General features: G+C 65.5%; 19 protein-coding genes, 1 tRNA gene and 1 pseudogene. 11 read left to right on the forward strand and 10 right to left on the reverse strand.

What is annotated here, in order from left to right:
* Positions 1-400 precede the first annotated feature (400 nt).
* A complete protein-coding gene (locus KHN93_RS15155) occupies positions 401-880 on the reverse strand; it encodes a hypothetical protein (protein WP_039519650.1) in 480 nt (159 codons plus the stop codon).
* Between the two features lie 214 nt (positions 881-1,094).
* Between KHN93_RS15155 and KHN93_RS15160 the strand changes: the two genes are divergently transcribed.
* Entirely contained in the window at positions 1,095-1,394 is a 300-nt protein-coding gene (locus KHN93_RS15160; protein ID WP_211920592.1) for a hypothetical protein, read from the forward strand.
* Positions 1,395-1,893: 499 nt separating this feature from the next.
* On the opposite strand, the gene gcvH is transcribed toward KHN93_RS15160, so the two are convergent.
* The 8 genes from gcvH to nudE form a co-directional block, all read right to left on the reverse strand.
* Positions 1,894-2,289, reverse strand: a complete 396-nt coding sequence (gene gcvH, locus KHN93_RS15165; RefSeq protein ID WP_016902771.1) for a glycine cleavage system protein GcvH — start codon at positions 2,287-2,289, stop codon at positions 1,894-1,896.
* Between the two features lie 115 nt (positions 2,290-2,404).
* On the reverse strand, positions 2,405-3,514 hold the full coding sequence (gene gcvT, locus KHN93_RS15170) for a glycine cleavage system aminomethyltransferase GcvT (protein WP_211920594.1): 1,110 nt from the start codon (positions 3,512-3,514) through the stop codon (positions 2,405-2,407).
* Between the two features lie 165 nt (positions 3,515-3,679).
* Positions 3,680-4,114, reverse strand: a complete 435-nt coding sequence (locus KHN93_RS15175; protein ID WP_039526063.1) for an NfeD family protein — start codon at positions 4,112-4,114, stop codon at positions 3,680-3,682.
* Positions 4,115-4,117: 3 nt separating this feature from the next.
* Positions 4,118-5,083: an SPFH domain-containing protein gene (locus tag KHN93_RS15180; RefSeq protein ID WP_039813436.1), complete on the reverse strand. Its 966-nt coding sequence runs from the start codon at positions 5,081-5,083 to the stop codon at positions 4,118-4,120.
* 215 nt (positions 5,084-5,298) lie between these two features.
* On the reverse strand, positions 5,299-5,634 hold the full coding sequence (locus tag KHN93_RS15185; protein WP_211920596.1) for a YnfA family protein: 336 nt from the start codon (positions 5,632-5,634) through the stop codon (positions 5,299-5,301).
* Positions 5,631-6,587 (reverse strand): nucleoside triphosphate pyrophosphohydrolase, encoded by a 957-nt coding sequence (gene mazG / locus KHN93_RS15190; protein ID WP_104569674.1) that lies wholly within the window; start codon positions 6,585-6,587, stop codon positions 5,631-5,633. The genes KHN93_RS15185 and mazG overlap by 4 nt, the downstream gene beginning before the upstream one ends.
* Before the next feature lie 177 nt (positions 6,588-6,764).
* Positions 6,765-7,565, reverse strand: a complete 801-nt coding sequence (gene cysQ, locus KHN93_RS15195) for a 3'(2'),5'-bisphosphate nucleotidase CysQ (protein WP_024939266.1) — start codon at positions 7,563-7,565, stop codon at positions 6,765-6,767.
* Complete coding sequence (gene nudE, locus KHN93_RS15200) at positions 7,562-8,110, reverse strand: ADP compounds hydrolase NudE (protein WP_016905001.1); 549 nt, start codon at positions 8,108-8,110, stop codon at positions 7,562-7,564. Before nudE ends, cysQ begins: the two co-directional genes overlap by 4 nt.
* Positions 8,111-8,151: 41 nt before the next feature.
* Here nudE and bioA point away from each other — a divergent pair, with 41 nt between their 5' ends.
* The gene (bioA, locus tag KHN93_RS15205) at positions 8,152-9,570 is read left to right on the forward strand and encodes an adenosylmethionine--8-amino-7-oxononanoate transaminase (RefSeq protein WP_211920598.1); all 1,419 of its coding nucleotides are present in this window, start codon (positions 8,152-8,154) and stop codon (positions 9,568-9,570) included.
* Positions 9,561-10,295: a 16S rRNA (uracil(1498)-N(3))-methyltransferase gene (locus KHN93_RS15210; protein ID WP_211920600.1), complete on the forward strand. Its 735-nt coding sequence runs from the start codon at positions 9,561-9,563 to the stop codon at positions 10,293-10,295. Before bioA ends, KHN93_RS15210 begins: the two co-directional genes overlap by 10 nt.
* Before the next feature lie 298 nt (positions 10,296-10,593).
* Here KHN93_RS15210 and KHN93_RS15215 read toward each other — a convergent pair whose 3' ends face one another.
* The gene (locus KHN93_RS15215) at positions 10,594-11,592 is read right to left on the reverse strand and encodes a glucokinase family protein (protein WP_181098296.1); all 999 of its coding nucleotides are present in this window, start codon (positions 11,590-11,592) and stop codon (positions 10,594-10,596) included.
* Positions 11,593-12,379: 787 nt separating this feature from the next.
* Here KHN93_RS15215 and KHN93_RS21800 point away from each other — a divergent pair.
* The 8 genes and pseudogenes from KHN93_RS21800 to KHN93_RS15255 form a co-directional block, all read left to right on the forward strand.
* Positions 12,380-12,772 (forward strand): annotated as a pseudogene (locus KHN93_RS21800) (TonB-dependent receptor plug domain-containing protein); the annotation flags it as partial.
* 167 nt (positions 12,773-12,939) lie between these two features.
* Positions 12,940-13,079, forward strand: a tRNA-Val gene (locus KHN93_RS15225).
* Positions 13,080-13,099: 20 nt separating this feature from the next.
* Positions 13,100-15,007: a TonB-dependent receptor gene (locus tag KHN93_RS15230; RefSeq protein WP_244812125.1), complete on the forward strand. Its 1,908-nt coding sequence runs from the start codon at positions 13,100-13,102 to the stop codon at positions 15,005-15,007.
* Between the two features lie 207 nt (positions 15,008-15,214).
* Entirely contained in the window at positions 15,215-16,897 is a 1,683-nt protein-coding gene (locus KHN93_RS15235; protein WP_211920602.1) for an alpha-L-fucosidase, read from the forward strand.
* Between the two features lie 14 nt (positions 16,898-16,911).
* Positions 16,912-17,967 (forward strand): glycosyl hydrolase family 18 protein, encoded by a 1,056-nt coding sequence (locus tag KHN93_RS15240; protein WP_016903894.1) that lies wholly within the window; start codon positions 16,912-16,914, stop codon positions 17,965-17,967.
* Positions 17,968-18,214: 247 nt separating this feature from the next.
* Positions 18,215-20,701, forward strand: coding sequence for a family 20 glycosylhydrolase (locus KHN93_RS15245; protein WP_425600153.1), 2,487 nt, complete (start codon positions 18,215-18,217; stop codon positions 20,699-20,701).
* A gap of 21 nt (positions 20,702-20,722) precedes the next feature.
* Complete coding sequence (locus KHN93_RS15250; protein ID WP_211920605.1) at positions 20,723-23,404, forward strand: beta-mannosidase; 2,682 nt, start codon at positions 20,723-20,725, stop codon at positions 23,402-23,404.
* A gap of 239 nt (positions 23,405-23,643) precedes the next feature.
* On the forward strand, positions 23,644-26,313 hold the full coding sequence (locus KHN93_RS15255; protein WP_211920607.1) for a glycoside hydrolase family 3 C-terminal domain-containing protein: 2,670 nt from the start codon (positions 23,644-23,646) through the stop codon (positions 26,311-26,313).
* Positions 26,314-26,835: the final 522 nt, after the last annotated feature.

Below are 26,835 nucleotides of genomic sequence, written 5' to 3' on the forward strand. Positions count from 1 at the left end.
GCGGACGGATGGCCCGCCTCATGATGCGGCCCAATGCATCCCCCTCGCTTGGCACGACCAACACATTGCACCGCTACGCCAATCGATGGCGGCACTAACGATCGGGACAGAGGATGGCCAGTTTGGGCGGGCGGCGTAGCGGCCCAGCCCACCAACAGGGTTGGACCGGCGAAAACGAATGGCGGGTGGCAAGCGACGATAGTGCGGCGATAGCCACAACGTCCCGGCCTGACATCCCGTCACGCACAGCGCAACGCATCCGGCGGCGATAGCTTTGGCTGCCTGCGTGCGACCGGGACTTCCTCGATCACGGACGCCCTGGGCCCACCAATAAAAAAGCTCCCTCCCCGCTGGGCGTCGGGGAGAGAGCTCGATGTTTACGGCGATCGGGTAGTGCGGATCAGATCAGCGGCGCCGGGGTTGCGGGCAGCGCGACCGGAGCGGCCTTCTTCTTGCGAACGGCCGGCTTCTTCTTGGCGACCTTCTTCACAGCAGGCTTCTTGGCGGCAGTCTTCTTGGTCGCGGACTTCTTGGTCGCCTTCTTGGCAACTGCCTTCTTCGCGGTCTTCTTTACTGCCTTCTTGGCGGTCTTCTTGACGGCCTTCTTGGCGGCAGTCTTCTTGGTCGCCTTCTTCGCAGTCTTCTTCACTGCCTTCTTGGCGGCAGTCTTCTTGGTTGCCTTCTTTGCAGTCTTCTTCACTGCCTTCTTGGCGGTTGCCTTCTTTGCAGTCTTCTTGACGGCCTTCTTGGCAGCAGTCTTCTTCACTGCCTTCTTGGCGGTTGCCTTTTTGGCGACCTTCTTGACTGCCTTCTTGGCGGCAGTCTTCTTCACTGCCTTCTTGGCAGTGGGTTTCTTTTTCGCAGCTTTTGCAGTGGCCATGTAATTGGCTCCTCGTCAGTGAACTATGGAGGTGAAACGCCCAGTTGAAGCAAACCCCGCAACGGCATGCCGTCGTCGGGAACCGTCCGCAGGTAATGCGCGACGGGACGGATACAGAAACACCCGCATCGAACAGCGACGCGGGTGCGTGATCGGAGCGACTGCTGCTTTTTCGGAGAGAAGCGGACCCAACTCCACCGTGGATAGCGCTTCGGTGGACATCGGGAACAAGCGTGTCGGCTTGATGTCGATTCTGCTCACTCTCTTTCGCAGCAACGTCTGCTGGGCGAAACCTAATCACGCTTTTTTTTACTGTCAACACTCTTTTGCATTTTTTTTTCAACGCCTCGTCGCGATGCGCCCCGTCGAGCGGGTCCAAAGACGCCGTGCGATGGCGCGCGTCGCTGCCCTTGGCATGCAGCGGCGCAACGACGTTTTCAAAAAAGCACTTCTTTTGTGCTGTTTTTTTTTTGCGATGCAGACATGCGCGCTGTTGCCCACTGCAGCGACGTAGCAGCGCACGCCAGCTCGCCACAGCGCGCGCCGCCTGTCCGCCAGCTGAAAATTTTTTATCGACCAAGCTTGCCTGAGGCCTCGCACAAGCAAAAATGCGCAAACTTATTGCGCGGTTTTCGACCCTTGCGTGCATCCGCATGCGCTGCCAACGGCATGCGTTGCGCACCGTGTGCGAGGTTGGATGCAGGCGATGCTGCAAACATTTTTCACCGGCTGCACGCCATCTCCTCACGACCGGCTCACGCCAGAAATCCGACGCCGCGACAGTCGCGTCGCGTTCGACGATGTCGCGCGCGCATGCCGCTGGCGAGTGCACGGTCGTCGAACATCGGCAAAGGCTTCGACTGCGAGCGACAGCCGGCACCGGTCGGGCGCGCGCAGATCGGCAGGACGCATGTCATCGGCAGGCGGGATCGACGCGCGGCCACCGCCACGCAGGCAAAAAAAATGGCCGCTCCAATGAGCGGCCATCCGGGTGTGCGACGGGCGAGGCGCGCTCAGTGCGCTTCGTCTTCCAGCAGCTCGGCGTAGTCGTCCGGCGACAGCAGGTCGTTGAGCTCTTCCTTGTCGTCGAGTTCGACCACGAAGATCCAGCCTTCGCCGTAGGCGTCTTCGTTGATGGTCTCCGGCTTGTCGCTGAGTGCGCTGTTGACCTCGACGACGGTGCCGCTGACAGGGCTGTAGACGTCAGAGGCGGCCTTGACCGACTCCACCACCGCCGCGCCGTTGCCGACCTGCACGGTGTCGCCGACGCCGGGCAGTTCGACGTAGACCAAGTCGCCCAGCAAGCCCTGCGCGTGGTCGGAGATGCCGACGGTCACGCGGCCGCTGCTTTCGACGCGGGCCCACTCGTGGGATTTGAGGAACTTGAGGTCGCCAGGGATCTCGCTCATGGGTGTGCTCCGGGGAAACTGATGGGTTGGGGACAGGTGGCTAGTTTAGACCGCACGACAAGACAGGTGCACGCGCGTGGCTGCCGGACGTTTGCACGCCCGGCAGAGGTCTGACTCATTCGCCAAGGACGCCGGGCTGCGCCTGGCCGTCGCGCACGAACGGAAACTTCACCGCGCGCAATGGCACCTGCTTGCCACGGATGTCCACGCGCAGCGCGTCGATGCTGCCGGCCGGCACGCGCGCAAACGCGATCGCCTTGCCGAGCGTGGGCGAGAAGGTGCCGGACAGGATCTCGCCTTCGCCGCTGGCGCTGAGCACGGTCTGGCCATGCCGCAGCACGCCCTTCTCATCCATCACCACACCGATCAGCTGACGCGGTGCGCCCTGCGCCTTTTGCGACTCGAGCACGGCGCGACCGATGAAGTCGCGGCCGTCGTCCAGGGCGATCGTCCAGGCCAGCGCGGCCTCGTACGGACTGACAGTGTCGTCCATGTCCTGGCCGTAGAGATTCATGCCGGCCTCCAGGCGCAAGGTGTCGCGTGCGCCCAGGCCGGCCGGCTTGACGCCCTGCGCGAGCAGCGCGCTCCAGAACGCCACTGCTGCCTCCTGCGGCAACACGATTTCGAAACCGTCTTCGCCGGTGTAGCCGGTGCGCGCAAGGAACAGCTCCACACCATCGCGCGAACGCGTCTGCAGCGCAGCGAAACGGCCGAGCTTGCTCGCCGCTGCGGTATCGGCCGGATCCACCAGTTCGATCACCTTGGCGCGCGCGTTGGGGCCTTGCACGGCGATCATCGCAAAGTCGCCGCGCTCTTCCACGCGCACCTGGAAAGCTGCGGCCTGTTCGCCGATCCACTGCAGGTCCTTTTCGCGGGTGGCGGCGTTGACCACCAGGCGGAAGAAGTCCTCGCGCAGGAAGTAGACGATCAGATCGTCGATCACCCCGCCCTGCGGGTTGAGCATGCAGGTGTACAGCGCCTTGCCGGAGACCTTGAGCTTGTCCACCGAGTTGGCCAGCAGGTAGCGCAGGAACTCGCGCACGCGCGGACCGTGCAGGTCGACCACAGTCATGTGGCTGACATCGAACATGCCGGCGTCGCGACGCACCTGGTGGTGCTCGTCCAGCTGGGAGCCGTAATGGATCGGCATGTCCCAACCGCCGAAGTCGACCATCTTGGCGCCGAGCGCACGATGGATGTCGTTGAGGATGGTCTTCTGGGTCATGCGCACCGGTCCAAGGGAAAGAGGACCATTATCGCCGCCCGGCCGTGCTTGGGGGAAACGGCGCAGGCGATGCGGCAGCGCGTCGCCGACCGCTGGACCTGGCCGCGCCCTATCGCGCCGCGCTGCAGCATCGCTGCATGGGCACGACGCGCGTGCCCTGCCCGATCAACCGGCCGCCTGCACCTGCAAGGTCATGCCATCGACACCGACGATGCGCACGGGCGTGCCGGCCGGAAGGTCCGGGCCGCTGACCACCCAGAACGCGTCGTCGACCTTGGCACGGCCGCGTCCCTCGTGGATTGCCTGGTCGAGCACCACGCAACGGCCGATCAACTGCTCGGCACGTCGGTTGAGCAGGGGCCGATCGCTCTGCCGGCCCTTGCCGCGAAACCAGCTGCGATACACCTGCACCGAGACGAAACTCAGCAGCACGAAGGCAACGATCTGCAGCAGCAGCGACATGCCCGGCAACGCGAGCACCAGCACGCACACCGCTGCGGCGGCAATGCCCATCCACAGCAGGAACGCGCCGGGCACCAGCGTCTCGGCAGCAATCAACAGCAACGCCAGCACCGCCCAGGCCACCACGTCCCAACGCATGGCTCAGCCTCCCACGCGCGGGGGCATCGGCGGCACGCGCACATGGCTCGCCTCGGGTTTGTTCAGCGCTTCCTTTGCCAGCTCGGCGATGCCGGCGATCGAGCCGATGACGCCGCTGGATTCCATCGGCATCAGCACGAACTTCTGATTGGGCGCGGTGGCCAGCGCCTTGAACGCCTCCACATACTTCTGCGCGACGAAATAGTTGATCGCCTGCACGCTGCCATTGGCGATCGCATCGGAGACCATCTGGGTGGCCTTGGCCTCGGCCTCGGCCAGACGCTCGCGCGCCTCGGCGTCGCGGAAGGCGGCTTCCTTGCGGCCTTCGGCCTCGAGCACGGCGGCCTGCTTCTCGCCTTCGGCGCGCAGGATTTCCGACTGGCGCGAGCCCTCGGCCTCGAGGATCTGCGCGCGCTTCTCGCGCTCGGCCTTCATCTGCCGCGCCATCGAGTCGATCAGGTCGCGCGGCGGCTGGATGTCGCGGATCTCGATGCGGGTGACCTTGATGCCCCAGGGATTGGTGGCCTGGTCGACCACGCTGAGCAGCTGCGCATTGATCGTCTCGCGCTGGCTCAGCGATTCGTCCAGATCCATCGAGCCGATCACGGTGCGGATGTTGGTCTGCACCAGCGCGATCGAGGCGATCTCCAGGTTGGAAACCTCATAGGCGGCCTTGGCGGCATCGAGCACCTGGAAGAACACCACGCCATCCACGCGCACCACCGCGTTGTCCTTGGTGATGACGTCCTGGCTGGGGACATCGAGCACCTGCTCCATCATGTTGATCTTGCGCCCCACGCCGTAGACCACCGGCACCAGAAAGTGCAGACCCGGACTCATGGTGTGGGTGTAGCGGCCGAAGCGCTCCACCGTCCACTGAAAGCCCTGCGGCACCATGCGCACGGTCTTGAACAACACGATGACGCCAGCGACCAGAACGGCGATGGCCAAGAAAGAAGTCGGAAACATGAGCAGCCCCTTGCGATGACGAGTCGATCCTTAACTTGAGTATGCCCTAGCGCCACCTGTCCCCACTGCGCGCCCTAGCTTCGGCGACGGCGGTCACGACCCTGCATGCGGCGCTGTGGCTGACTACCTCTGGCGGTGTGTCGGCGTTACGCAGCTCGCCGCAACGCGCAGGCGACCGCGCTTTGCAAAGCGCAGACGTTGCCGCGAAGGCGCGCTCAGGCGCCGCGCGGCGAGAACATGATGATCGCCATGCCGAGCAGGCAGCAGACTGCGCCCAGCAGATCCCAACGCGTCGGCGTCACCCCGTCCACCCACCACAGCCACAGCAGCGCACTGGCGATATAGACCCCGCCATAGGCGGCATACACGCGGCCGCTGGCATCGGGATGCAAGCTCAACAACCAGACGAAGACGGCCAGGCTCAGCGCCGTCGGCAGCAGCAACCAGATGCTGCCGCCCTTGCGCAGCCACAGATAAGGCAGGTAGCAGCCGACCAGCTCGGCGACGGCAGTGGCCGCGAACAGCAACAGCGTGGTCGGTGCAGCATTCATGCGCGGCCTGGCTTGTCGACGCCTTGCTTGCCAACGTCGGCCTGCTGCAGCTCCGCAGTGTCGCGCGCCTGATCACCGGCCGCGGGCGCGTCAGTGACAGGCGTCGCGGCAGCTTGATCGGGAGCAGCAGGATCACCGCCGCGTTCGCCGCGCTTGACCTGTTGCCACAACTCCTCCTGCTGCTGCAGCGACAGCGCGGCCAGGGAGGTGCCGTCCGCCTGTGCCTGCGCTTCCATCGCACGAAAGCGGCGCTCAAACTTGAGATTGGCATGGCGCAGCGCCGCACCCACGTCGACCCTGGCGTGGCGCGCCAGGTTGGCGCAGACGAACAACACATCACCGAGCTCGTCTTCCAGCCGCGCCTGGTTGTCGGCGACCGGGCCGCGCGCGAACTCCACGCGCAGTTCCTCGATTTCTTCCTGCAGCTTTTCCAGCACCGGCGCCGGGCCGGGCCAATCGAAGCCGACTCGCGCCGCACGCGCCTGCAGCTTGGTGGAGCGTTGCCATTCCGGCAGGCCGCGTGCGATGCCAGCGAGCGCGGAGTCGTCCTGATGGCCGGCCGCGCGACGTTCGTCGCGCTTGATCTGCTCCCAGTTGGCGCTCACCGCCTGCGCATCGTCGGCACGTTGCTCGGCAAACACATGCGGGTGGCGACGCACCAGCTTGTCGCTGAGCGTGGCGACCACGTCGGCGAATCCGAACGCGCCCTGCTCGGCGGCCATCTGCGCATGGAAGACCACCTGCAGGAGAAGGTCGCCCAGCTCGTCGCGCAGAGCCGGCAGGTCATTGCGATCGATGGCGTCGGCGACTTCGTAGGCTTCTTCGATGGTGTACGGCGCGATGCTGGCGAAGGTCTGCTCCACATCCCACGGACAGCCGTGCTCACGATCGCGCAGGCGCGCCATCAGCTGCAGCAGGCGCTGGAGGTCGCCGGTCGGCGGGGACTGAGACATGGTGTGTTCCTAGCAGGTGTTGTGCATTTGAATGGCGTGACCAGACGGTGCCGCACACACGCACAGCATCACCTGGCGGCGCGCGATGGGCAGGGACCGCGCTGGACATGACTGCATCGGGATTGCGCGCAGCCACCGGATTCACTCGGCGAGCGCGCAAGCGGCGGTCGGCCGTGCTCACACCAGCCAGCTGCGCCACGGCAGATTGGGATCGCCCAGCGCGATGAAATCTCCATTGAGCAAGGTGTCGCGGCGGTTGTAACGGAACGGTTTGCCAGTGCCGCCGGCCAGCAGCACGCCGCCGGCGGCGTGCAGCACGCACTGGCCGGCTGCGGTATCCCACTCGGAGGTGGGGCCGAAGCGCGGATACACGTCCAGGTCGCCTTCGGCGATGCGGCAGAACTTCAACGACGAGCCTTGCGCAACCACATCGATCTCACCCATACGCTCCAGCGCGGCGGCGGTGCGCGCGTCGCGATGCGAGCGACTGGCGGCGACCCGCAGCGGCGTGGCCGCCGGCGTGCGCGTGTGCAGCATCTCGTCGCGGTCGCCATCGCGGCGGTAGGCGTTCTCGCCCCGTGCGGCGTACCAGACCCGGCCATCGACCGGCGCCTGCACCACGCCGAGCACCGGTGCGCCCATATGGATCAGTGCGATGTTGACGCTGAACTCGCCGTTGCGCTTGACGAATTCGCGGGTGCCGTCGAGCGGGTCGACCAGCCAGTAGCTGGTCCAGAACTGGCGGTCTTCCCAGGCCACGTGCGCGGATTCTTCCGACAGCACCGGCACGTCCGGGGTGACCCGGCGCAAGCCTTCGACGATGACACGGTTGGCGGCAAGGTCGGCCTGGGTCAGCGGGCTGGCGTCGTCCTTGATCTGCACCGCGAAATCCTGCGCATAGACATCCATGATCGCCGCCCCCGCCTCGCGGGCGATGGCGATCACGGTTTCGCGCAGTTCCATCGGGATGCGGATCATGGGTTGCGCTCCAGCCACTCGCGCGCAATGAACAAGGCGGCCAGCGAACGGCCTTCGGAAAAATCTTCGCGCAGCATCAATTCGTCCAGACGGGCGATCGGCCAGGGCACCACCTCCATCTCTTCCGGCTCGTCGCCCACCAGGCGCTCGGGATAGAGGTCGCGTGCCAGCACCAACCAGGATTGGTGACTCATATAAGTAGGAGCGAGCGTCATCGCACGCAGCACCTGCACCTGGCGCGCGCCGTAACCGGCTTCTTCCTTGAGCTCGCGGTCGGCGGCCTGCTCCGGCGTCTCGCCGGCATCGATGCGGCCCTTGACCAGGCCCAGCTCGTAGCGATGCACGCCGGCAGCGTACTCGCGCACCAGCAGCACGGTCTGCGCGTCGAGCATCGGTACCACCACCACCGCGCCGTGGCCCTGGCTGAGCTGGCGCTCGTAAAGGCGACGCTCGCCGTTGGAAAATTCCAGATCCAGCTGCTGGCGACGGAACGGCCCGTCACCCAGATCGGTGATCTTGTGGATGGTTGGCAGGCGCGGACTCATGCGTAGCACGCAGCGGCGGAGCCGACCGATAGAATAGGCGTATGCATCGACATGTTCATGAGCCCGAAATCCTAGCAGACCCGGCAGCCTCTCAAGCTGACGAACATTGGCGGCAACGCGATCTTGAGGTGCTGTGGCACCCCTGCACGCAGATGCGCGAGCACCCGCACACACTTCCGCTGGTGCCGATCGCGCGTGGCGATGGTGCGTGGCTGATCGGCCACGACGGTCGCCACTACCTGGATGCGGTCAGCAGTTGGTGGACCAACCTGTTCGGCCATAGCGAACCGCGCATCGGTGCCGCCATCGCGCGCCAGGCTGGCGAACTGGAGCAGGTGATGCTGGCCGGCTTCACCCATGCGCCCGCCGTGCAGCTGGCCGAGCGCCTGTTGGCGATCGCGCCGCGCCAGGCCGGCCGCGCGCCGTTGTCCAAGGTGTTCTATGCCGACAATGGCTCGGCCGGCGTGGAAGTGGCCTTGAAGATGGCCTTCCACTACTTCCATAACCGCGGCGAGCACCGCCGCACGCGTTTCGTCGCGCTGGAAAACGGCTACCACGGCGAGACCATCGGCGCGCTGTCGGTCGGCGACATTCCGCTGTATCGGCGCGTGTATGCGCCGTTGCTGCTGGAGTCGATCTTTGCGCCCTCGCCCGATGCCTACCTGGCCGAGCCCGGACAGAGCGCGGAAGACTACGCACTGCAGGCGGCCGATGCGTTGCAGGCGGTGTTCGAACAATCGCCCGGCGAAATCTGCGCGCTGATCCTGGAGCCGCGCGTGCAGTGCGCAGGCGGCATGCGCATGTATCACCCGGCCTACCTGCGCCGCGCACGCGAACTGTGCGACGCGCATGGCGCGTTCCTGATCGCCGACGAGATCGCCACCGGCTTCGGCCGCACCGGCAGCCTGTTCGCCTGCGAACAGGCCGGGATCATGCCCGACCTGTTGTGCCTGTCCAAGGGGCTGACCGGCGGATTCCTGCCGCTGTCGGCGGTGCTGGCCACGCAGCAGTTGTACGACGCGTTCCTGGACGACTCGCGCGAACGTGCGTTCCTGCATTCGCATAGCTACACCGGCAATCCGCTGGCATGCGCCGCCGCGCTGGCAACGCTGCAGATCTTTGCAGACGACGATGTCATTGCGCGCAACCAGCGTACCGCCGCGCACATGACCACGCTGGCTGCGCAGATCGGCGAACACCGCGCGGTGGCCGACGTGCGCCAGGCCGGCATGATCGTGGCGTTCGAACTCACGCAGGGCGGCGACAAGCGCACGCCATTTCCGTCTGCGGCGCGGGTGGGTCTGAAGGCCTATCGCGCCGCACTCGACAAGGGCGTGGTGCTGCGACCGCTCGGCGACGTGCTGTACTGGATGCCGCCGTATTGCGTGGACGACGCGCAACTTGCGCTGCTGGCTGCGACCACCCGCCACGCCATCGAGGAGGCCGTTGCATGCGCCTGACCCGCTCCCATGTCGCACTGCCGCTGCACTGCGACCAGGAGGTGACGCTGCCCGAAGAGTCGGCCAATCACCTGCTGCGTGTGCTGCGACTGCGCGAGGGCGATGCCTGCGTGCTGTTCAACGGCGATGGCAGCGACTACCACGCGCGCATCACCCTGGCCGGCAAACGCGAGGCGCGCGCACTGGTGGAACGTGCCGAGCCGCTGCGCAACGAGTCGCCGTTGTCGATCACCCTGATCCAGGGCATCGCGCGCGGCGAGAAGATGGATCTGATCCTGCAGAAGGCCACCGAGCTGGGAGTGACGGAGGTCGTGCCGGTCAACGCCGAGCGCACCGAGGTCAAGCTGGATGCGGCGCGCATGGAAAAACGCCTGGCGCATTGGCGCAGCGTGGTGGTGTCGGCCTGTGAGCAGTCCGGGCGTGCGCGCATTCCCACGGTCGCTGCGCCGCACGGCCTGCAGGACGCGGCGCAGGCCAGCGATCCGCAGGCGCTACGGCTGACGCTGGACCCGCACGGCGAGCATCGCCTGGGCAGCCTGGCGCTCGGCGCGCAACCGCGTGTAATCGTGGCGATCGGCCCGGAAGGCGGCTGGTCGCCGCGCGATCGCGCCACCCTCGCCGATGCCGGTTTCAGCGGCCTGCAACTGGGGCCGCGCATTCTGCGCACCGAAACCGCGGGCCTGGCGGCAATTGCGGCGCTGCAGTCGCGGTTCGGGGACTTATAGCGCCATGACATCGTAGGAGCGCACCTGGGCGCGACCTGGCGTTATCGGGAATGCCTCGTCGCGCCCGGGTGCGCTCCTACGGGGATGTGGAGTTGCCCGGCGTTGCGTCGTCCGCTGCATGTTGATGGCTCCGTCCACAGCGTCCCGGCCCTAGACGCGCGCCGACTCGTAGGAGCGCACCTGGGCGCGACCTAGCGTTATCGGGAACGCCCCGTCGCGCCCGGGTGCGCTCCTACGGAAGATGTGGAGTTGATCGGTTTGGCGCAGCCGGACTGCTGCACCTGGCGATGCGCGAGGCTCAGCGGCCGTGCTGCAGGAACCAGCTGGCCGCGCCGATCACACCGAGCTGGCCGTGCTCGACGATGCTGACCGGCACCTGCTCCAGCGCCGGACGCAATGCGCCCTTGTCGAGCAGACGTGCGACGAAATCGCTTGCGGCCACGAATGCGGCGATCTGCGGCAGGAATCCACCCGCCAGATAGACACCGCTGCGCACGCCATAGAGCAGCATCATGTCGCCGACCACGCTACCCATGAAGCCGCAAAACGCCTGCAGCGCGTCGCGTGCCAGCACGTCCTCGCCAGCAAGCGCGGCGGCGGTGACATCGGCCGGGCTGGCGTGCAGCGCCGGCACGCCCCGCAGCGCGGCCAGTGCGGTATAGAGATTCAACAGGCCCGGGCCGGAAAGCAGGTGCTCGGTGGCCACATGCGTGCGAGTGCGGCGCAGCTCCTGCAGCAAGGCCACTTCCAGATCGCTGGCGGCGGCAAGCGCGGCGTGGCCGGCCTCGGTCGGCAACACCACCGGGTTGGCGCCGTTGGGAATCCACAACGCCGCGCCCAGGCCGGTGCCCGGGCCCAGAATCAGCGCCGGACCCGGCGCGCCCTGCGGCGGGCCGGACAACTGCAGGACCTGATTGCCAGCCATGTAATTGGCCGCATGCGCCACCGCTTCGAAATCGTTGACCAGATGCAGTGCCTGCATGCCGAGCTGGCGGCGGATCTGCTCGGGCGCCAGCACCCACGGCAAGTTGGCGGTGATCACGCTGCCGTCTTCCAGCGCATACCCGGCGCTGGCGATGACGCCGCGCTGCACCGGTGCGCAGCCCAGCTCCGCAAAGAACGCGGCCATGATCTCGGCCAGGCCCGGGTAGTCGGCGCACCGGTACTTGCGATAGTCCAGCACCGTGACCGGTTGGCGTGGGTCGACGCCTTCGCACACCAGCGCCAGACGCACATGCGTCCCCCCCACGTCTGCGGCAACGAAGGTGTCGGGGCGCGGAAAGGCCACCGCTTCCATTGGACTGCTTGCGCTCACGCATTCTCCTGATAAGTGGCCGCGGGCTGGCGTCATGCCCGTTGTCCGACGAACGGTAACGGGGTAGACAACGTTGTCAGTAATCGCTTTGTAACGCAACCGTGGCGATCACGATTTAAACAGGATGCCGCCAATTTCATCATCCACTAAAAATCCGCATCCATGACAGCGATTTCAGCACAAATCAGGGCCAGCCATCTGCATATGTGTAATTCCCCATAGAAACAGCTGATCGCGACATGGCGCCACTCTTGATGCGTTGCGCAGCCGCGTCGGCGCAATGCGCGGCATCACCAACAAATGCTGCATTGCAGCGCAATCGCAGCCGCTTCAGAGATCTGTGACGATGTGTTGACAACGCTGTCAACGCTACGCGAGACTCGATCCAAATCGGGGTTCTGGCAGGAGGGGCCATGGACTGTTCGGTACTCAGGAACGGGCTACTCCCTCGCCGGTGCATTCCAGATTCGTGAGCGGGACATCACCCGATGTTCGACTCACTGAAGTCGCATTCGCTCTACCGCTTCACCACACGGGGGACACCTCCTCTACCACGCGAATCAATCACCCGGGCCCGCCTCTTGCGACGCGTGCCAGTGCGATCACCGCGATCGGTCAGGGCGTGTTGTTTTGCCGGCCACGCCGAGCGCGTGACGCCTTCCAGAGGCGGCGCGCTCACAGCACTAACCAACGAGGTTTAGCCATGCACAGCCGCACCACGACGTTAGCACTCTGTATTACCGCCGCTCTGTACTGCTCCGGCTCTGCAATGGCTGCCGGACAAGAACAACAGGCTCCTGCCGCCACGCCGTCGGCGACCACCGAGCTGGACACCATCACCGTCACCGGCTATCGCGCATCGCTGGAGAAGAGCCAGTCAGTCAAGCGCTCGGCCAACTCGATCGTCGATGCGATCAGCGCCGAAGACATCGGCAAGTTCCCGGACATCAATGCTGCCGAATCGCTGTCGCACCTGCCGGGCATCAGCGTCGATCGCCAGTTCGGCGAAGGCGAAAAGGTCAGCATCAACGGCACCGACCCGGCCTTGAACCGCGTGCTGCTCAACGGCCAGACCATCGCCTCGGGCGATTGGGGCGGCAACCCGACCGACACCAGCGGCCGTACCTTCAACTACACCCTGCTGTCGCCGGAAATCATCGGCTTGATGGAGGTCTACAAGACCCCGGAAGCGCGCATCGACGAAGGCTCGATCGGCGGCACCGTGATCGTGCACACCCGCAAGCCGCTGGACCTGCCCAAGAACACCATCCGCGGCTCGGTCGGCTACAACTACAACGACCGTTCGGAAGAAGGCAATCCGCGCGGTTCGGCGCTGTGGAGCTGGAAGAACGACGACGAAACCTTCGGTGCGTTGATCTCCGCCACGCATGACAAGCAGGACCTGGCACGCGCGGGTATCGAATACTTCGGCTACACCACCGGCGCCAACATTCCCGCCAGCGCCACCATCACCGGCGACGGCAGCGATGTGGCCACCGCCCGTGTGCCGGCCGGCATCAACAGCGCATTCTTCCAGCAGACCCGCGAACGCAGCGGCCTACAGGGTGCGTTGCAGTGGAAGCCGAACGAGCAGAACGAATTCAACCTGACCGGCCTGTACATCAAGGGCAAGTACAACAACTTCAGCCAGTCGCGTTACATGTGTCCTGCGTGTGGATCGCCGGCCGCTGACGGTTCTGGAGACAGCATCAATAACCTGAGGCTGGTGACGCAGGCTAATGTGCAAAACGGCGTGATCACCTCCGCTACGGTTTCTGACGGCGGGTTGGCGCAGCCGTACGCGCAGCTGGACGCAAATTACCGCGAGAGCACCGTCACCACCAAGAGCCTTAACCTGCGTCATGACTGGTCGGGTGAAAAGTGGGTGTTCACCACCCAGGTCGGCGACACCAAGGCCACCGGCGGCAAGAACCCCGAATACCTGATGAAGTTCTTGTTGCAGGATGGCGGCTATAACTTTGCCTACAACGGCAACAGCACGGCCGTGAACTATGACAATGGCGGTGTCGCAAACTGGACGCTGCCGGGCTCTCCGGCCGGACTTGCTGCAGGCTCACAGGATCAAACCGCCATACAGGCCGGCGGCATCCTTTATCAACAGAGCACTGACGAAGAGAAGTATTTCCAGTGGGACGCGGCACGCGACCTGGAATGGGGTCCGTTCACCAAGCTGCAGTTCGGCTACAAGTACATCAACCACAACAATGGTGTGGCAGCACGCAGCAATCGCATCAACACCACGGATCCTGTTTCGCTGACTCAGTTCAGTCCTGGTAGCACGCCGAGTAGCCTGTACGACGGGCTGGGGGCCAGTGGCGACCTGACAACCTGGTCCACTGCAAATCTGGGCGCCGTGCGCAGCTATCTGCTATCGCAGCCGCAAGGACCGTTCCGCACCGACTTCGGCTCGTCCTTTGATGTGAAGGAGATCACGCAGAATTTCTACACTCAATTGAATTACGAAACTGGCAAGTGGCGCGGTAATGTAGGCGTACGCTTGGTCGATACCACCGACAAATCGCTGTACTGGCAGAGTGCCGATGGCGGCACCAACTACTCGCGCGTAGCCGAGACCAACGACTACCGCAAGGCGCTGCCGAGCTTCAACATCGCCTACGACATCACCGACGACGCCGTGCTGCGCTTCTCAGCAGCCAAGGTCATTGCGCGTCCGCGGTATGGCGACCTCGCAGGCACCTTCACCATCAATAGCAACAATGGCAACCTGACCGCCGGTGGTGGCAATCCGGATCTGAAGCCTTACGAATCCACCAACTACGATCTGGCGGCCGAGTGGTATTTCGCACCTTCCAGCATGCTATCGGGTGAAGTGTTCTATCGCGACATCAGCTCCTACATCGTCAACACCACGAGCGTCCGTCAGCTCACAGATCCGGTTAGCGGCGTTGCTGGCTTGTATCTGGTGACATCGCCGATCAACGTCTCCGACGCCAAGGTCAAGGGTGTGGCGGTCAACTACCAGCAGACCTTCGGCCTGGGCTTTGGCTTGCAGGCCAACTACACGTTTGCCGAATCCGATTCCAGTTCCGGTCTGAACCTGCCGTACCTGTCGCGCGATACATACAACGTGATCCCGTACTGGGAGCACGGCGACTGGACGGTGCGTGTGAACTACAGCTACCGCTCGAAGTACTTCACCCAGATCGGCCGGTTGTCGTCGGAAGATTTTGCAGACAGCTACAAGCAGCTGGACCTGACCGCCTCGTATCAGATCACCGATTACATGGGCATCACCTTTGGCGCGACCAACCTGCTGGATTCGACCTACCGTCTCTTCAGCAACACGCGCGATACGCCAACGGCGTTCTACAAGAACGGCCGCGGTTATCAGGCCCAGTTGAACTTCAAGTTCTGATGTAGCACCGGCGCGCCACCGACCCTCCACGGTGGCGCGTTTTTTTTGAGCTGTGCGTTGCATGCAGCGCACCGCTCGATGTTGTACCAAGGAGTGGTACTGGCCACGCCCCTTCGCGGTTGAGGGAGCATGGCCAGGCCCGCTTTTGCCATCCACGTGCCGGCTGCGCTGCAACCGACATGTCTCGCTTGAAGGAGTGCAGTTCCCATGACGACCGATAGCCGCCCCGCGGCTCCATCCCGCCGCCACGCCGGAGCTGCACCCAGAACGCGAATGCTCGCGCTCGGTCTGCTGCTCGCGTTGCCTGCTGCCACGCTCAGCGCGCAATCGCCCACCGCGCCCACCGCCACCACGCTCAGCCCGGAACAGATCGACCAGCAGTGGCTCAGCGCCTCCGCCAAGTACGCCCCCGAACGCGAGCGCCTGGTGCGCGAAGCCGAAGCCGGCGCACGCAAGGGTCCGTTCCGCCCCGACTGGGCTGCACTCAAGGCCTATCAATCGCCGGCGTGGTACGACAACGCCAAGTTCGGCATCTTCATCCACTGGGGCGTGTTCTCGGTGCCGGCGTTCGGCAGCGAGTGGTATTCGCGCAACATGTACCTGGAGGACTCCAAGGAATTCGCCCATCACGTGGCGACCTACGGACCGCAGGCGAGCTCCGGCTACAAGGACCTGATTCCCAAGTTCACCGCGCCCAAGTTCGATCCGAATGGCTGGGCCAAGCTGTTCCGCGAATCCGGCGCGCGCTATGTGGTGCCGGTGGCCGAGCACCATGACGGCTTTGCGCTGTACGACTCCCGGTTGTCGGACTGGACCGCGGTGAAGATGGGACCCAAACGCGATCTGCTGGGCGAGTTGTCCAAGTCGATCCGCGCGCAGGGGTTGCACTTCGGGCTGTCCTCGCACCGCGCCGAGCACAACTGGTTCTTCGATGGTGGGCGCAAGTTCGATTCGGACGTCAACGACCCGCGCTATGCCGCGCTGTACGGCCCGGCGCAGGTGCGCCTGCCGGGCAAGGACGATGCCGATGTGGCCAACGACTGGACGCCGGTGTCGCAGGCCTGGCTGGACGACTGGCTGGCGCGTACCACCGAGCTGATCGACACCTATCAGCCGGACCTGATCTATTTCGACTGGTGGATTGCCCACCCCACCTTCCGCAGCAGCCTGCCGACCATGCTGGCCTACTACTACAACCAGGGCGCGGCGCGCACCGAAGCCGATCGCGGCGTGGTGGTGAACTACAAGCTGGGCGCGTTTCCGGAAGGGGCCGGCACGCTGGACATCGAGCGCGGCCAGCTCACCGGCATCCATCCCACCCATTGGCAGACCGACACTTCGGTGAGCAATGCGTCGTGGGGCTACATCGAAAACGACACCTACAAGTCGCCGACATTCATCATCCACATGCTGGCCGATGTGGTGGCCAAGAACGGCAACCTGATGCTCAACATCGGCCCGCGTGCCGATGGCTCGATCCCGGATACCGAGCGCGGCATCCTGCTGGCGATCGGCAAGTGGCTCAAGACCAACGGCGGCGCGATCTACGACAGCAAGCCGTGGCGCGTGTATGGCGAAGGCCCGACCGAGGTGGTCGGCGGCACCTTCCAGGACGTCAAGACCAAGCCCTACACCGCCGAGGATTTCCGCTTCACCACGCGTGATGGCGCGCTGTATGCGATCGAACTCGGCTGGCCGGCCGGCGGCAAGGCGGTGATCCGCTCGCTGACACCGGCCGACGGCGTGCGCGGCGTGACGCTGCTGGCCAACGGCAAGAAGGTGCCGTTCGAGCAGCAGGCCGACGGCCTGCATCTGCGCCTGCCGGCCAAGCCGCTCGGCGAGCACGCCTACGTGCTGCGCATCGAGCTTTCTTCTTCCTCCACTCCCTGACGGATGCTGTTTTCATGAGCAAGCGATTGACCTGGATCCTGCTGGCGCTGGCGCTGGTGTGCGCGCCGGCCCTGGCCAAAACCCCCACGGCGTTGTTCTATCTGATGAACACGCAGAAATCGACCAACTCGTTCCTGGCCAATGTCGACAAGATCGACGTGGTGGTGCCGACCTGGTATGGCGTCGACCAGAACGGCCTGGTCAACGGCACACCCAACATGTACCTGTACGACATCGCCAAGCAGAAGAACCTGCGGGTAATGCCGATCCTGTCGATGACCACCGGGCGCGACGGCTTCCACAAGCTGATGCACGACGAAGCCGCCAAGAAGCGCATGATCGAATCGCTGCTGATCCACGGCAAGCAGCACAAGTACTACGGCTTCCAGTTCGATTTCGAGAACATCGCCTGGACCGACCGCGACGCCTACACGCTGATGGTCAAGCAGACCGCCGATGCGCTGCACAAGGCCGGCTTCAAAATGTCGGTGGCGGTGGTGCCCAATGCCCCGGGCCATGCCGAAGGCGGCCAGTTCTCCAAGTGGATGTGGGAATACTGGCGCGGCGCGTACGACCTCAAGGCGCTGGGCCAGGCCGTGGATCTGGTCAGCATCATGACCTACGACCAGCACACCCGCTGGACCACGCCGGGCCCGGTCGACGGCATGGTGTGGATGAAGAAGCACCTGGACTACGCGATCACCCAGGTGCCGAAGGACAAGCTCTCGCTCGGCATCGCCACCTACGGCTACCGCTGGTACACCGGTAATCCGGTCAAGGAAGACGGCACCGAGGCGTCGAACATCTCCGCCACCTACATCGATGCCGACGAATCGTTCCCGCTGGCGATCGAGCAGAACGCCACCGTGCAATGGGATCCGGTCGAGCAGGAATCGTGGTTCTACTTCTACCGCGACGACATGCGCGAGTGGGTGTTCCGCCCGGATGCGCGCAGCTTCAAGGCACGCTACGACCTGGTGAAGCAGTACGGCCTGGAAGGTTTCAGCTGCTGGGTGCTGGGCGCCGAAGACCCGAAGGTGTGGGACGAGTTGCCGACCGCGCAGCGCTGACCGCGTCATCGCACTGCTGCACGACAGGACGGGCGCGGTCGGTGTTCACATCGGAATGCATCCACTGCAAGCCGATGCGTGCACTGCCCGCGCCCGTTCTGCAACACGCCATGCGGAGCGCGGGCGCTGCGCGACACCACACACCGCGCACCCCGACGAAGCGTGCGCCAGTCCCTGCGCCATCCGGCACGGCTTTGCTACTGTGCGTGGCTGCCGTATCTCCCCCGCCATACCGGGATGTGATTGCATGATGTCGAACTCCGCACCGAGCCTGAGCTCACCGTTATCCGGGCCGCCGTCGCCGCGCAGCCTGTCATCGCGCCTGCTGTCATCGCACCGACGCTCCTCGTGCCTGCTTGCGATGGCGCTGACGGCGATGGTGCTGGCGGGCTGCGGCCAACGCGATGCAGCGACCGCACCCGCAGCCAACCCCGGCAATACCGCAACACTGCCTGCGACCACCGCACCGCTGCCCCTGATTCCCGCCCCGGCCGAAGCCAGGCGCGGCACCGGCAGTTTCCGCGTCGGCACCGGCACGGTGATCTCCATTCCCACCGGTAACGCCGAAGTGCGCCGCAGCGCCGAGTCGCTGGCCAGCCTGTTGCAACGCACCCGTGGCCTGACCCTGGAAGTGCGCACCGAAACCAGCGCCTCGCCGCACAGCATCCGCCTGGAGCGCACCCCGCAGGCGCCGGTGGCACACAAGGAAGGCTATAGCCTGGATGTGGACGACAATGGCATCCGCATCACCGCGCGCGATGGCGCTGGCCTGTTCTATGGCGCGATCAGCGCCTGGCAATTGATGACGCCGGATGCGCGCAAGGGCGATGTCGCCGTACCGGCGGTGGCGATCCGCGACTGGCCGCGCTTTGGCTGGCGCGGCCAGCATCTGGATGTGGCCCGCCACTTCCACGACGTGGACACGGTCAAGCATGTGCTGGACGCGATGGCCGCGCACAAGCTCAATGTGCTGCACTGGCATCTCACCGACGACCAGGGCTGGCGCATCGAGATCAAGCGTTACCCCAAACTCACCGAGGTCGGTGCCTGGCGCACCCCGCCGGGTGCCGGCCAGCACGGCACGCCCGAGCGCTATGGCGGCTTTTACACGCAGGAGCAGATAAGCGAGATCGTCGCTTACGCCGCGCGCCTGCATATCACCGTGCTGCCCGAGCTGGACATGCCCGGGCATGCGCAGGCCGCGGTGGCCGCGTATCCGGAAGAAGTCGGCGTGCCCGGCCAGCGCACGCAAGTGGGCGTGGACTGGGGCGTCAACCCGTACCTGTTCAACACCAGCGAACGCAGCCTGAGCTTCATCACCAACGTGCTGGACGAGGTGCTGACCTTGTTCCCGTCGGCATATATCCATATCGGTGGCGACGAGGCGGTCAAGGATCAGTGGGAAGCCTCGCCCGCGGTGCGCGCGCAGATGCGCAAGCTGGGCGTCAAGGATGCGCACGCGATGCAAGGCTGGTTCAACGAACAGCTTGCGGCCTATCTCACCCAGCACGGCCGGCGCATGATCGGCTGGGACGAAATCCTCGAAGGCGGCGTGCCGGCCAGCGCCTCGGTGATGTCGTGGCGTGGCACCGACGGTGCGGTGACCGCCGCCAGGCAAGGCCACGATGTGGTGCTTGCGCCAGGTGACTGGCTGTACCTGGACAACCTGCAGACCACGCGCAGCGACGAACCCAACGGCCGCCTGACCGTTCTGCCGTTGTCAAAGGTCTACGCCTTCGACCCGGTGCCCGACACACTGACCGCCGAGCAGGCCAAGCATGTACTCGGCGCGCAAGGCGCGTTGTGGTCCGAATACATTCCCTCGCGCTGGCATGTGGATCACGCGCTGTTCCCGCGTCTATCCGCCATCGCCGAAGTGACCTGGTCGCCGGTGGCTGCCCGCAACTGGAAGGATTTCCTGGCGCGCCTGCCGGCGCAGCTGCAGCGCTACAAAGCGCTGGGCATCGACTACAGCGACGGCGCCTTCGCCGCCGATATCACACTGGAAAGCGGCCCCAACCCGGTGCTGGCCGGTGGCCCGGCCAAGGTGACACTCGGCACCCAGGCCGGTGCGGGCACGCTGCACTACACCGTCGACGGCAGCGATCCCACGCCGGCATCGCCACGTTATGCGGCGCCGTTTACGATCCAGCTGCCGACCACGGTCAAGGCCACCGCCTTCGATGCCGGCGGCACCGCGCTGGCGGCCACACGCAGCCGTACTTTCGATCGTGCCGGGTTGTTGCGCGTGGACACCCAGGGCCTGCGCGATTGCGTGGACACCGGGGCGCTCGGCCTGCGCCTGCCGCTGCTGCCGGAACTGACCGCTGCCGACACGCCGGTCTACAACGTCGACCTGTTCCATGCCTGCCGGCTTTATCCGCAGGCGCGCCTGGATGGCGTCGGCGCGATCCGGATCGAGGCCGCACGACTGCCGAACAATTTCGGCCTGGCCCACGAACAATCCAAGGTGGTGCAGTACCCCGCCAAGACGCGCCGCGGTGAGCTGGAAGTACGCCTGGGCTGCGAGGGCGAGCTGATCGCCAGCGTGCAATTGCCCAACAGCGCCACGCTGGGCGAACAATTCACGCTGGAAACCGCACTGCCTGCACGCACCGGCATCCACGATCTATGCCTGCGCTTCACCGCGCCGGTTCGCGGCCCGCTGTATGCCATCGGCGCCGTCCAGTTGATTGAAACCACCGCGCAGGCGCCCCCCGCCGCCACGCGCTGATCCATCCAAGGAGAGTCATCCATGCCCCTGTCCCGTCTTCGTTGCGTTCCCGCCCCCGCCCGCCTCGGGCTTGCCCTGGCCGTTGCCATCTCGCAGGCCTGGGCCGCGCCGCCCACCGCGACGCCCCTGGACAGCGGCTGGCAGGTGCGGCTGGTGCCGGGCCAGGAACAGGCCAGGACCTATCCGAAAGCAGCGGCGTGGTTGCCGGCGCAGGTGCCGGGCGCGGTGCAGACCGATCTGATCGCCGCCAAGATCGTGCCGGACCCGTTCTATCGCGACAACGAAGGCAAGATCCAGTGGGCGGGCCTGAGCGACTGGCAATACCACACCCGCTTCAACGTGGATGCGGCCACGCTCAAGCGCGAGCATGTCGAGCTGGTATTCGACGGCCTGGACACGTTTGCCGAGGTCACCCTCAACGGCAAGCCGCTGCTCAGCGCCGACAACATGTTCCGGCAGTGGCGCGTGGATGCCAAACCCCTGCTCAAGCGTGGCGACAACGTGCTCGAGGTCAAGCTGTTCTCGCCGATCAAGAAGATCCAGCCGTGGCTGGCCAAGCAGCCGTACGCGCTGCCGGGCGCCTACGATTCCGCCTTCGGCGACGAACCCGAATCGCGCCACAGCTCCACCTACGTGCGCAAGGCGCCGTACAACTTCGGTTGGGACTGGGGCCCGCGCATGGTCAATGCCGGCATCTGGAAAGACGTGCGCGTGGAAGCCTGGGATGCGGTGCGCGTGGACGGGCTGCATATCGCCCAGCAACGCGTGGATGCCGACAGCGCGCAATTGCAGGCGCAGCTGGAACTGCAGGCCGGCCGCAGCGGCCCGGTGCAGGTAACGCTGGACGTGCTGGGCCCGGATGGGCAGAAAGTTGGGCAATTCACCCAGCAGGCGGTGGTCGACCCCGGCCAGAACCGCATCGATGTGCCGGTGCGCATCGCCAAGCCCAAGCGCTGGTTCCCGGCCGGCTACGGCGCACAGGACCGCTACACCTTCGTGGCCAGCGTGCGTGATGCCGATGGCGACAGCCAGCAGATCAAGCGGGTCACCGGCCTGCGCTCGGTGGAGCTGCGCCGCGAGAAAGATAAGTACGGCAAGAGCATGGAGATCGTGATCAACGGCATCCCGATCTTCGCCAAGGGGGCCAACCTGATCCCGCTGGATGCGTTCCCCGCGCGCGTGAGCCCCGAGCGCATGCGCAGCACCTTGCAGGATGCGCGCGATGCCAACATGAACATGCTGCGCATGTGGGGCGGCGGGCATTATCAGGACGACCGCTTCTACGAGGTGGCCGACGAGCTGGGCATCATGATCTGGCAGGACTTCATGTTCGGCGGCGCAGTGCCGCCGTACGACGTGGAGTTCCGCGAGAACACCCGGCAGGAGGCGATCGAACAGGTCAAGCGCCTGCGCGACCATCCCAGCATCGTGCTGTGGTGCGGCAACAACGAAGTGCAGACCGGCTGGGAAAACTGGGGCGACCGGGTCAAGTTCAAGCAGTCGGTGGACCCGGAGGAACGCAGCCGCATCGAGCGCGGCATGACCACCTTGTTCGGCACCGTGTTCCGCGAAGTGGTGGCCACCTACGACAGCGACGTGCCGTATTGGTCCACCTCGCCTGGCACCAACTTCGACGGCGCCGCCGACCAGGCCAACGATGGCGACATGCATTACTGGAAGGTCTGGGGCGGCCCCGCGCTGCCGGTGACCGAATACCTCAACGTCACCCCGCGCTTCATGTCCGAATACGGCCTGCAGTCGTTCCCGGACATGCGCACCGTGCGTGCCTTCGCCGAACCCGGCGACATGGATCCGGAATCGCCGGTGATGCGCGTGCATCAGAAGTTCGACAAGGGCAACGGCAACAAGCGGCTGATGCTGTACATCCGGCGCGAATTCGGCGAGCCCAAGGACTTCGAGAGCTTCGTCTACTTGAGCCAGCTGATGCAGGCCGAAGGCATCAACCTGGCCGCCTCACATCTGCGTGCATCGCGTCCGCAATCGATGGGCTCGTTGTACTGGCAGCTCAACGATGTGTGGCCGGGTGCGTCGTGGTCCAGCGTGGACTACTACGGCCGCTGGAAGGCGCTGCACTACCACGCCCGCCGCTTCTACGCGCCGGAGCTGATCGCCGCATTGCGTAACGACAAGGGCCAGACCGAGGTGTCGCTGGTCTCCGACCGCACCACCCCGCTGGCCGCGCGTTGGCGCATGCGGGTAATGAGCATGGACGGCAAGCTGCTGAGCAAGCGCGAGGAAAAGGCCACCGTCAAACCGCTCAGCAGCCTGCAGGTGGGCAACTTCAGCGACAAGCAGTTGCTGGGCAGCGCCGACCCCAAGCGCAGCTACGCGGTTTTCGAGTTGTTCGACGGCGACAAGCTGCTGTCGCGCGAGGTGGTGTTCTTCGCGCCGGCCAAGCAGCTGGTGTTGCCGGCCGCCAAGATCGACAGCCAATGGCGCGCCGATGACGATGGCTACGCGCTGACGCTGTCCAGCAACACGCTGGCACGCGAGGTCTGGCTATCGTTCGGCGATGTGGATGCCACGCTGTCGGACAACGCGTTCGACCTGTTGCCGGGCGAGCCGTTGACCGTGCATGTGAGCAGCAAGGCCGCGCTGGCACAGTTGCAGTCCACGCTGCAGGTGCGCGATCTGGCGAGCACGCTGGCCGGTGCACCGCCGGAGCCGGCCGAGACGAAGTAAGCCGCGCCGGGAACAGGCGTCAGACGATGGCGCAGCGCTCGTCTCAGGGCGCTGCGCCATCCGCTAAGACTGCGCGTGGCGCAGTGACGGCAGTGCCGGGCGCAGGTCTCGTATCTGATCCGGCGCCTGATCGGCGGCAATCACCAACCCGAGTGTCACCAACCGCTGCCCGCGGTCTCGCTGCGGGCAATCCAAGAACAACGCGTGACGGCCATTCGCCGCCCCGCAGGAGTGAGCAGATGTCGTTGTCCGTGTTTCCATGCCGCCTGGCGGTCGCGCTGAGTCTGGGCCTGGGCCTGCCGCTGGTGGGCGCGCCGGCGTTGGCCGCAACACAACCCGATGCGACGCCGGAGCAACGCGCCGCCGCGCTGGTCGCGCAGATGAGCCGCGAGGAGAAAGTCGCGCAGGCGATGAACGATGCACCGGCGATTCCACGCCTGCGCATCCCCGCCTACGAGTGGTGGAGCGAAGGCCTGCACGGCATCGCACGCAATGGCTACGCCACGGTGTTTCCGCAGTCGATCGGCCTTGCCGCCAGCTGGAATACCGCGTTGATGCAGCAGGTGGGCACGGTGGTGTCGACCGAGGCGCGTGCCAAGTTCAATCAGGCCGGCGCCCCGGGCAAGGATCACAAGCGCTACGCGGGCCTGACCATCTGGTCGCCCAACATCAATATCTTCCGCGACCCGCGCTGGGGCCGTGGCATGGAAACCTACGGCGAGGATCCCTTCCTCACCGGGCAATTGGCGGTGGGCTTCATCCGCGGCTTGCAGGGCGACGATCTGGATCACCCGCGCACCATCGCCACGCCCAAGCACATCGCGGTGCACAGCGGCCCGGAGCCTGGCCGGCACAGCTTCGATGTGGACGTGTCGCCGCGCGATGTGGAGGCGACCTATACGCCCGCCTTCCGCGCCGCCCTGATCGACGGCCAGGCCGGCTCGGTGATGTGCGCGTACAACTCGCTGCACGGCACGCCGGCCTGCGCGGCCGACTGGTTGCTCAACGGCCGCGTGCGTGGCGACTGGGGCTTCAAGGGCTTTGTGGTGTCCGACTGCGATGCGGTCGACGACATGACCCAGTTCCATTACTTCCGCCCGGACAATGCAGGCTCGTCGGCTGCAGCGCTTAAGGCCGGCCACGATCTCAATTGCGGGCATGCCTATCGCGAACTCGGCACGGCGATCGAACGTGGCGAAGTGGACGAAGCCCTGCTCGACCAATCGCTGGTGCGCCTGTTCGCCGCGCGCTATCGCCTGGGCGAACTGGAAGCGCCGCGCAAGGATCCGTATGCAAAGCTCGGTGCCAGGGATATCGATAACGCAGCCAACCGTGCGCTGGCGCTGAAAGCCGCTGCCGAATCAATCGTATTGCTCAAGAACGAGGCCGGCACACTACCGTTGAAGGCCGGCACGCGGCTGGCGGTGATCGGCCCCAATGCCGATGCCCTGGCGGCGCTGGAAGCCAATTATCAAGGCACCTCGTCCGAGCCGGTGACGCCCTTGCTCGGCCTGCGCCAGCGCTTCGGCGCGCAGCAGGTGAGTTATGCGCAAGGTGCGCCGCTGGCCGCGGGCGTACCCGGCATGATTCCGGAAACCGCGCTGCGCAGCGACGGCAAGCCGGGCTTGCGTGGCGAATATTTCGACACTGTCGAGCTGGACGGTGCGCCGCGCGTGGTGCGGCAGGATCGCACGGTGAGTTTCAACTGGGACCAGGTCGCCCCCGCAAAGGGCGTGCCGGCCGATCGCTACGCGGTGCGCTGGAGCGGCGAACTGCTGCCGCCGAGCGCTGGCGATTACACGCTGGCGGTACGGGTGGCGCGCTGCTTCGACTGCGCCGGCCACGACCCGGTGCGGCTATACATCGACGACAAGCTGGTGGTCGCCGGCAATGCCGAAGACAAGCATGTGCCGGCCGGCATGCACAACGCCGATGGCCGCAGCGTGGAAACCGTGCTGCACTTCGACGACACCCGCCCGCACAAGATTCGCCTGGAGATGGAACACCGCGGCCAGGACCAGGGCGTGCGCCTGGAGTGGCTGGCACCGGCGGCCGCGCAACTGGCCGAGGCCGAGCAGGCGGTGGCGCAGGCCGATGCGGTGGTGGCCTTCGTCGGCCTGTCGCCGGATGTGGAAGGCGAGGAACTGCGCATCGACGTGCCCGGCTTCGACGGCGGCGACCGCAACGACATCGCCCTGCCCGCCCCGCAGCAGGCGCTGCTGGAACGGGCCAAGGCCTCCGGCAAGCCGCTGGTGGTGGTGCTGATGAGCGGCAGCGCGGTGGCCCTGAACTGGGCCAAGACGCATGCCGATGCGATCGTCGCGGCGTGGTATCCGGGCCAGTCCGGCGGCACCGCGATCGCGCGCATGCTGGCCGGCGACGACAACCCCGGCGGGCGCCTGCCGGTGACGTTCTATCGCTCCACCAAGGACCTGCCGCCCTACGTCAGCTACGACATGAAGGGCCGCACCTACCGCTACTTCAAGGGCGAGCCGCTGTTTCCGTTCGGCTACGGCTTGAGCTACACCAGCTTTGCCTACGCCGCGCCGCAGCTGTCCACTGCAACCCTGCAAGCCGGCAGTTCGTTGCAGGTGACCACCACCGTGCGCAACACCGGCACGCGTGCCGGCGACGAAGTGGCCCAGGTGTATCTGCAGTATCCGGATCGCCCGCAGTCTCCGTTGCGCAGCCTGGTCGGCTTTCAGCGTGTGCATCTGAAGCCCGGCGAGCAGCGCACGCTGCGCTTCACCCTGGATGCGCGCGCGCTGAGCGATGTGGATCGTACCGGGCAGCGTTCGGTGGAAGCCGGCGACTACACGCTGTTTGTTGGCGGTGGCCAGCCCGGCACCGGCGCGGCTGGCGAGGCCGCAGCGTTCTCGATCTCGGGGCGTTCGCCGTTGCCGAAATAAGCGGGGCATCCGCGTGACCCACAACAGGCGTCGGCTGTCATGGCCAGCGCCTGTTGCATGATCTGCGCATGCTGCGTTGCATCGCAGGATGCAGACACCGCGACCGCGCAACCCGGAATTGGTGATCTATCCGCAGGCAATACGAGGATCTCCGCACACACTTCACACCTACTTGACAGAGCGCAAAACGCGGTCTATCACTAGCCACAGTCGGCAACACGCGCCATCGGCGTTGCGCCCGACGCACATGACGGCAACAGCGTTTCCACGTAGCACCTGCACTGGGAGATGGTTGGATGCAGCATCGTCGTACCGGCCAGCGCGTATCTGTCGCCGCTCATGCAGTGCATCGCATCGGCGCCTGCGGTGCTGTCGTCACGCTGGTGCAGCCGTCATGACCAAGCATTACAAGTTGAGCGCAATGCGCTCGCGTTCCAAGTGCATTGCCGGGTACTCCCCGCCCCGCCACTGACGCCTGCATGGCTGTCCCAGCTGGCAGACGCTCCGGCGCCACTCCCGTTC

It is taken from the genome of Xanthomonas arboricola pv. juglandis, from assembly GCF_905367715.1.
Classification (GTDB): domain Bacteria; phylum Pseudomonadota; class Gammaproteobacteria; order Xanthomonadales; family Xanthomonadaceae; genus Xanthomonas; species Xanthomonas arboricola.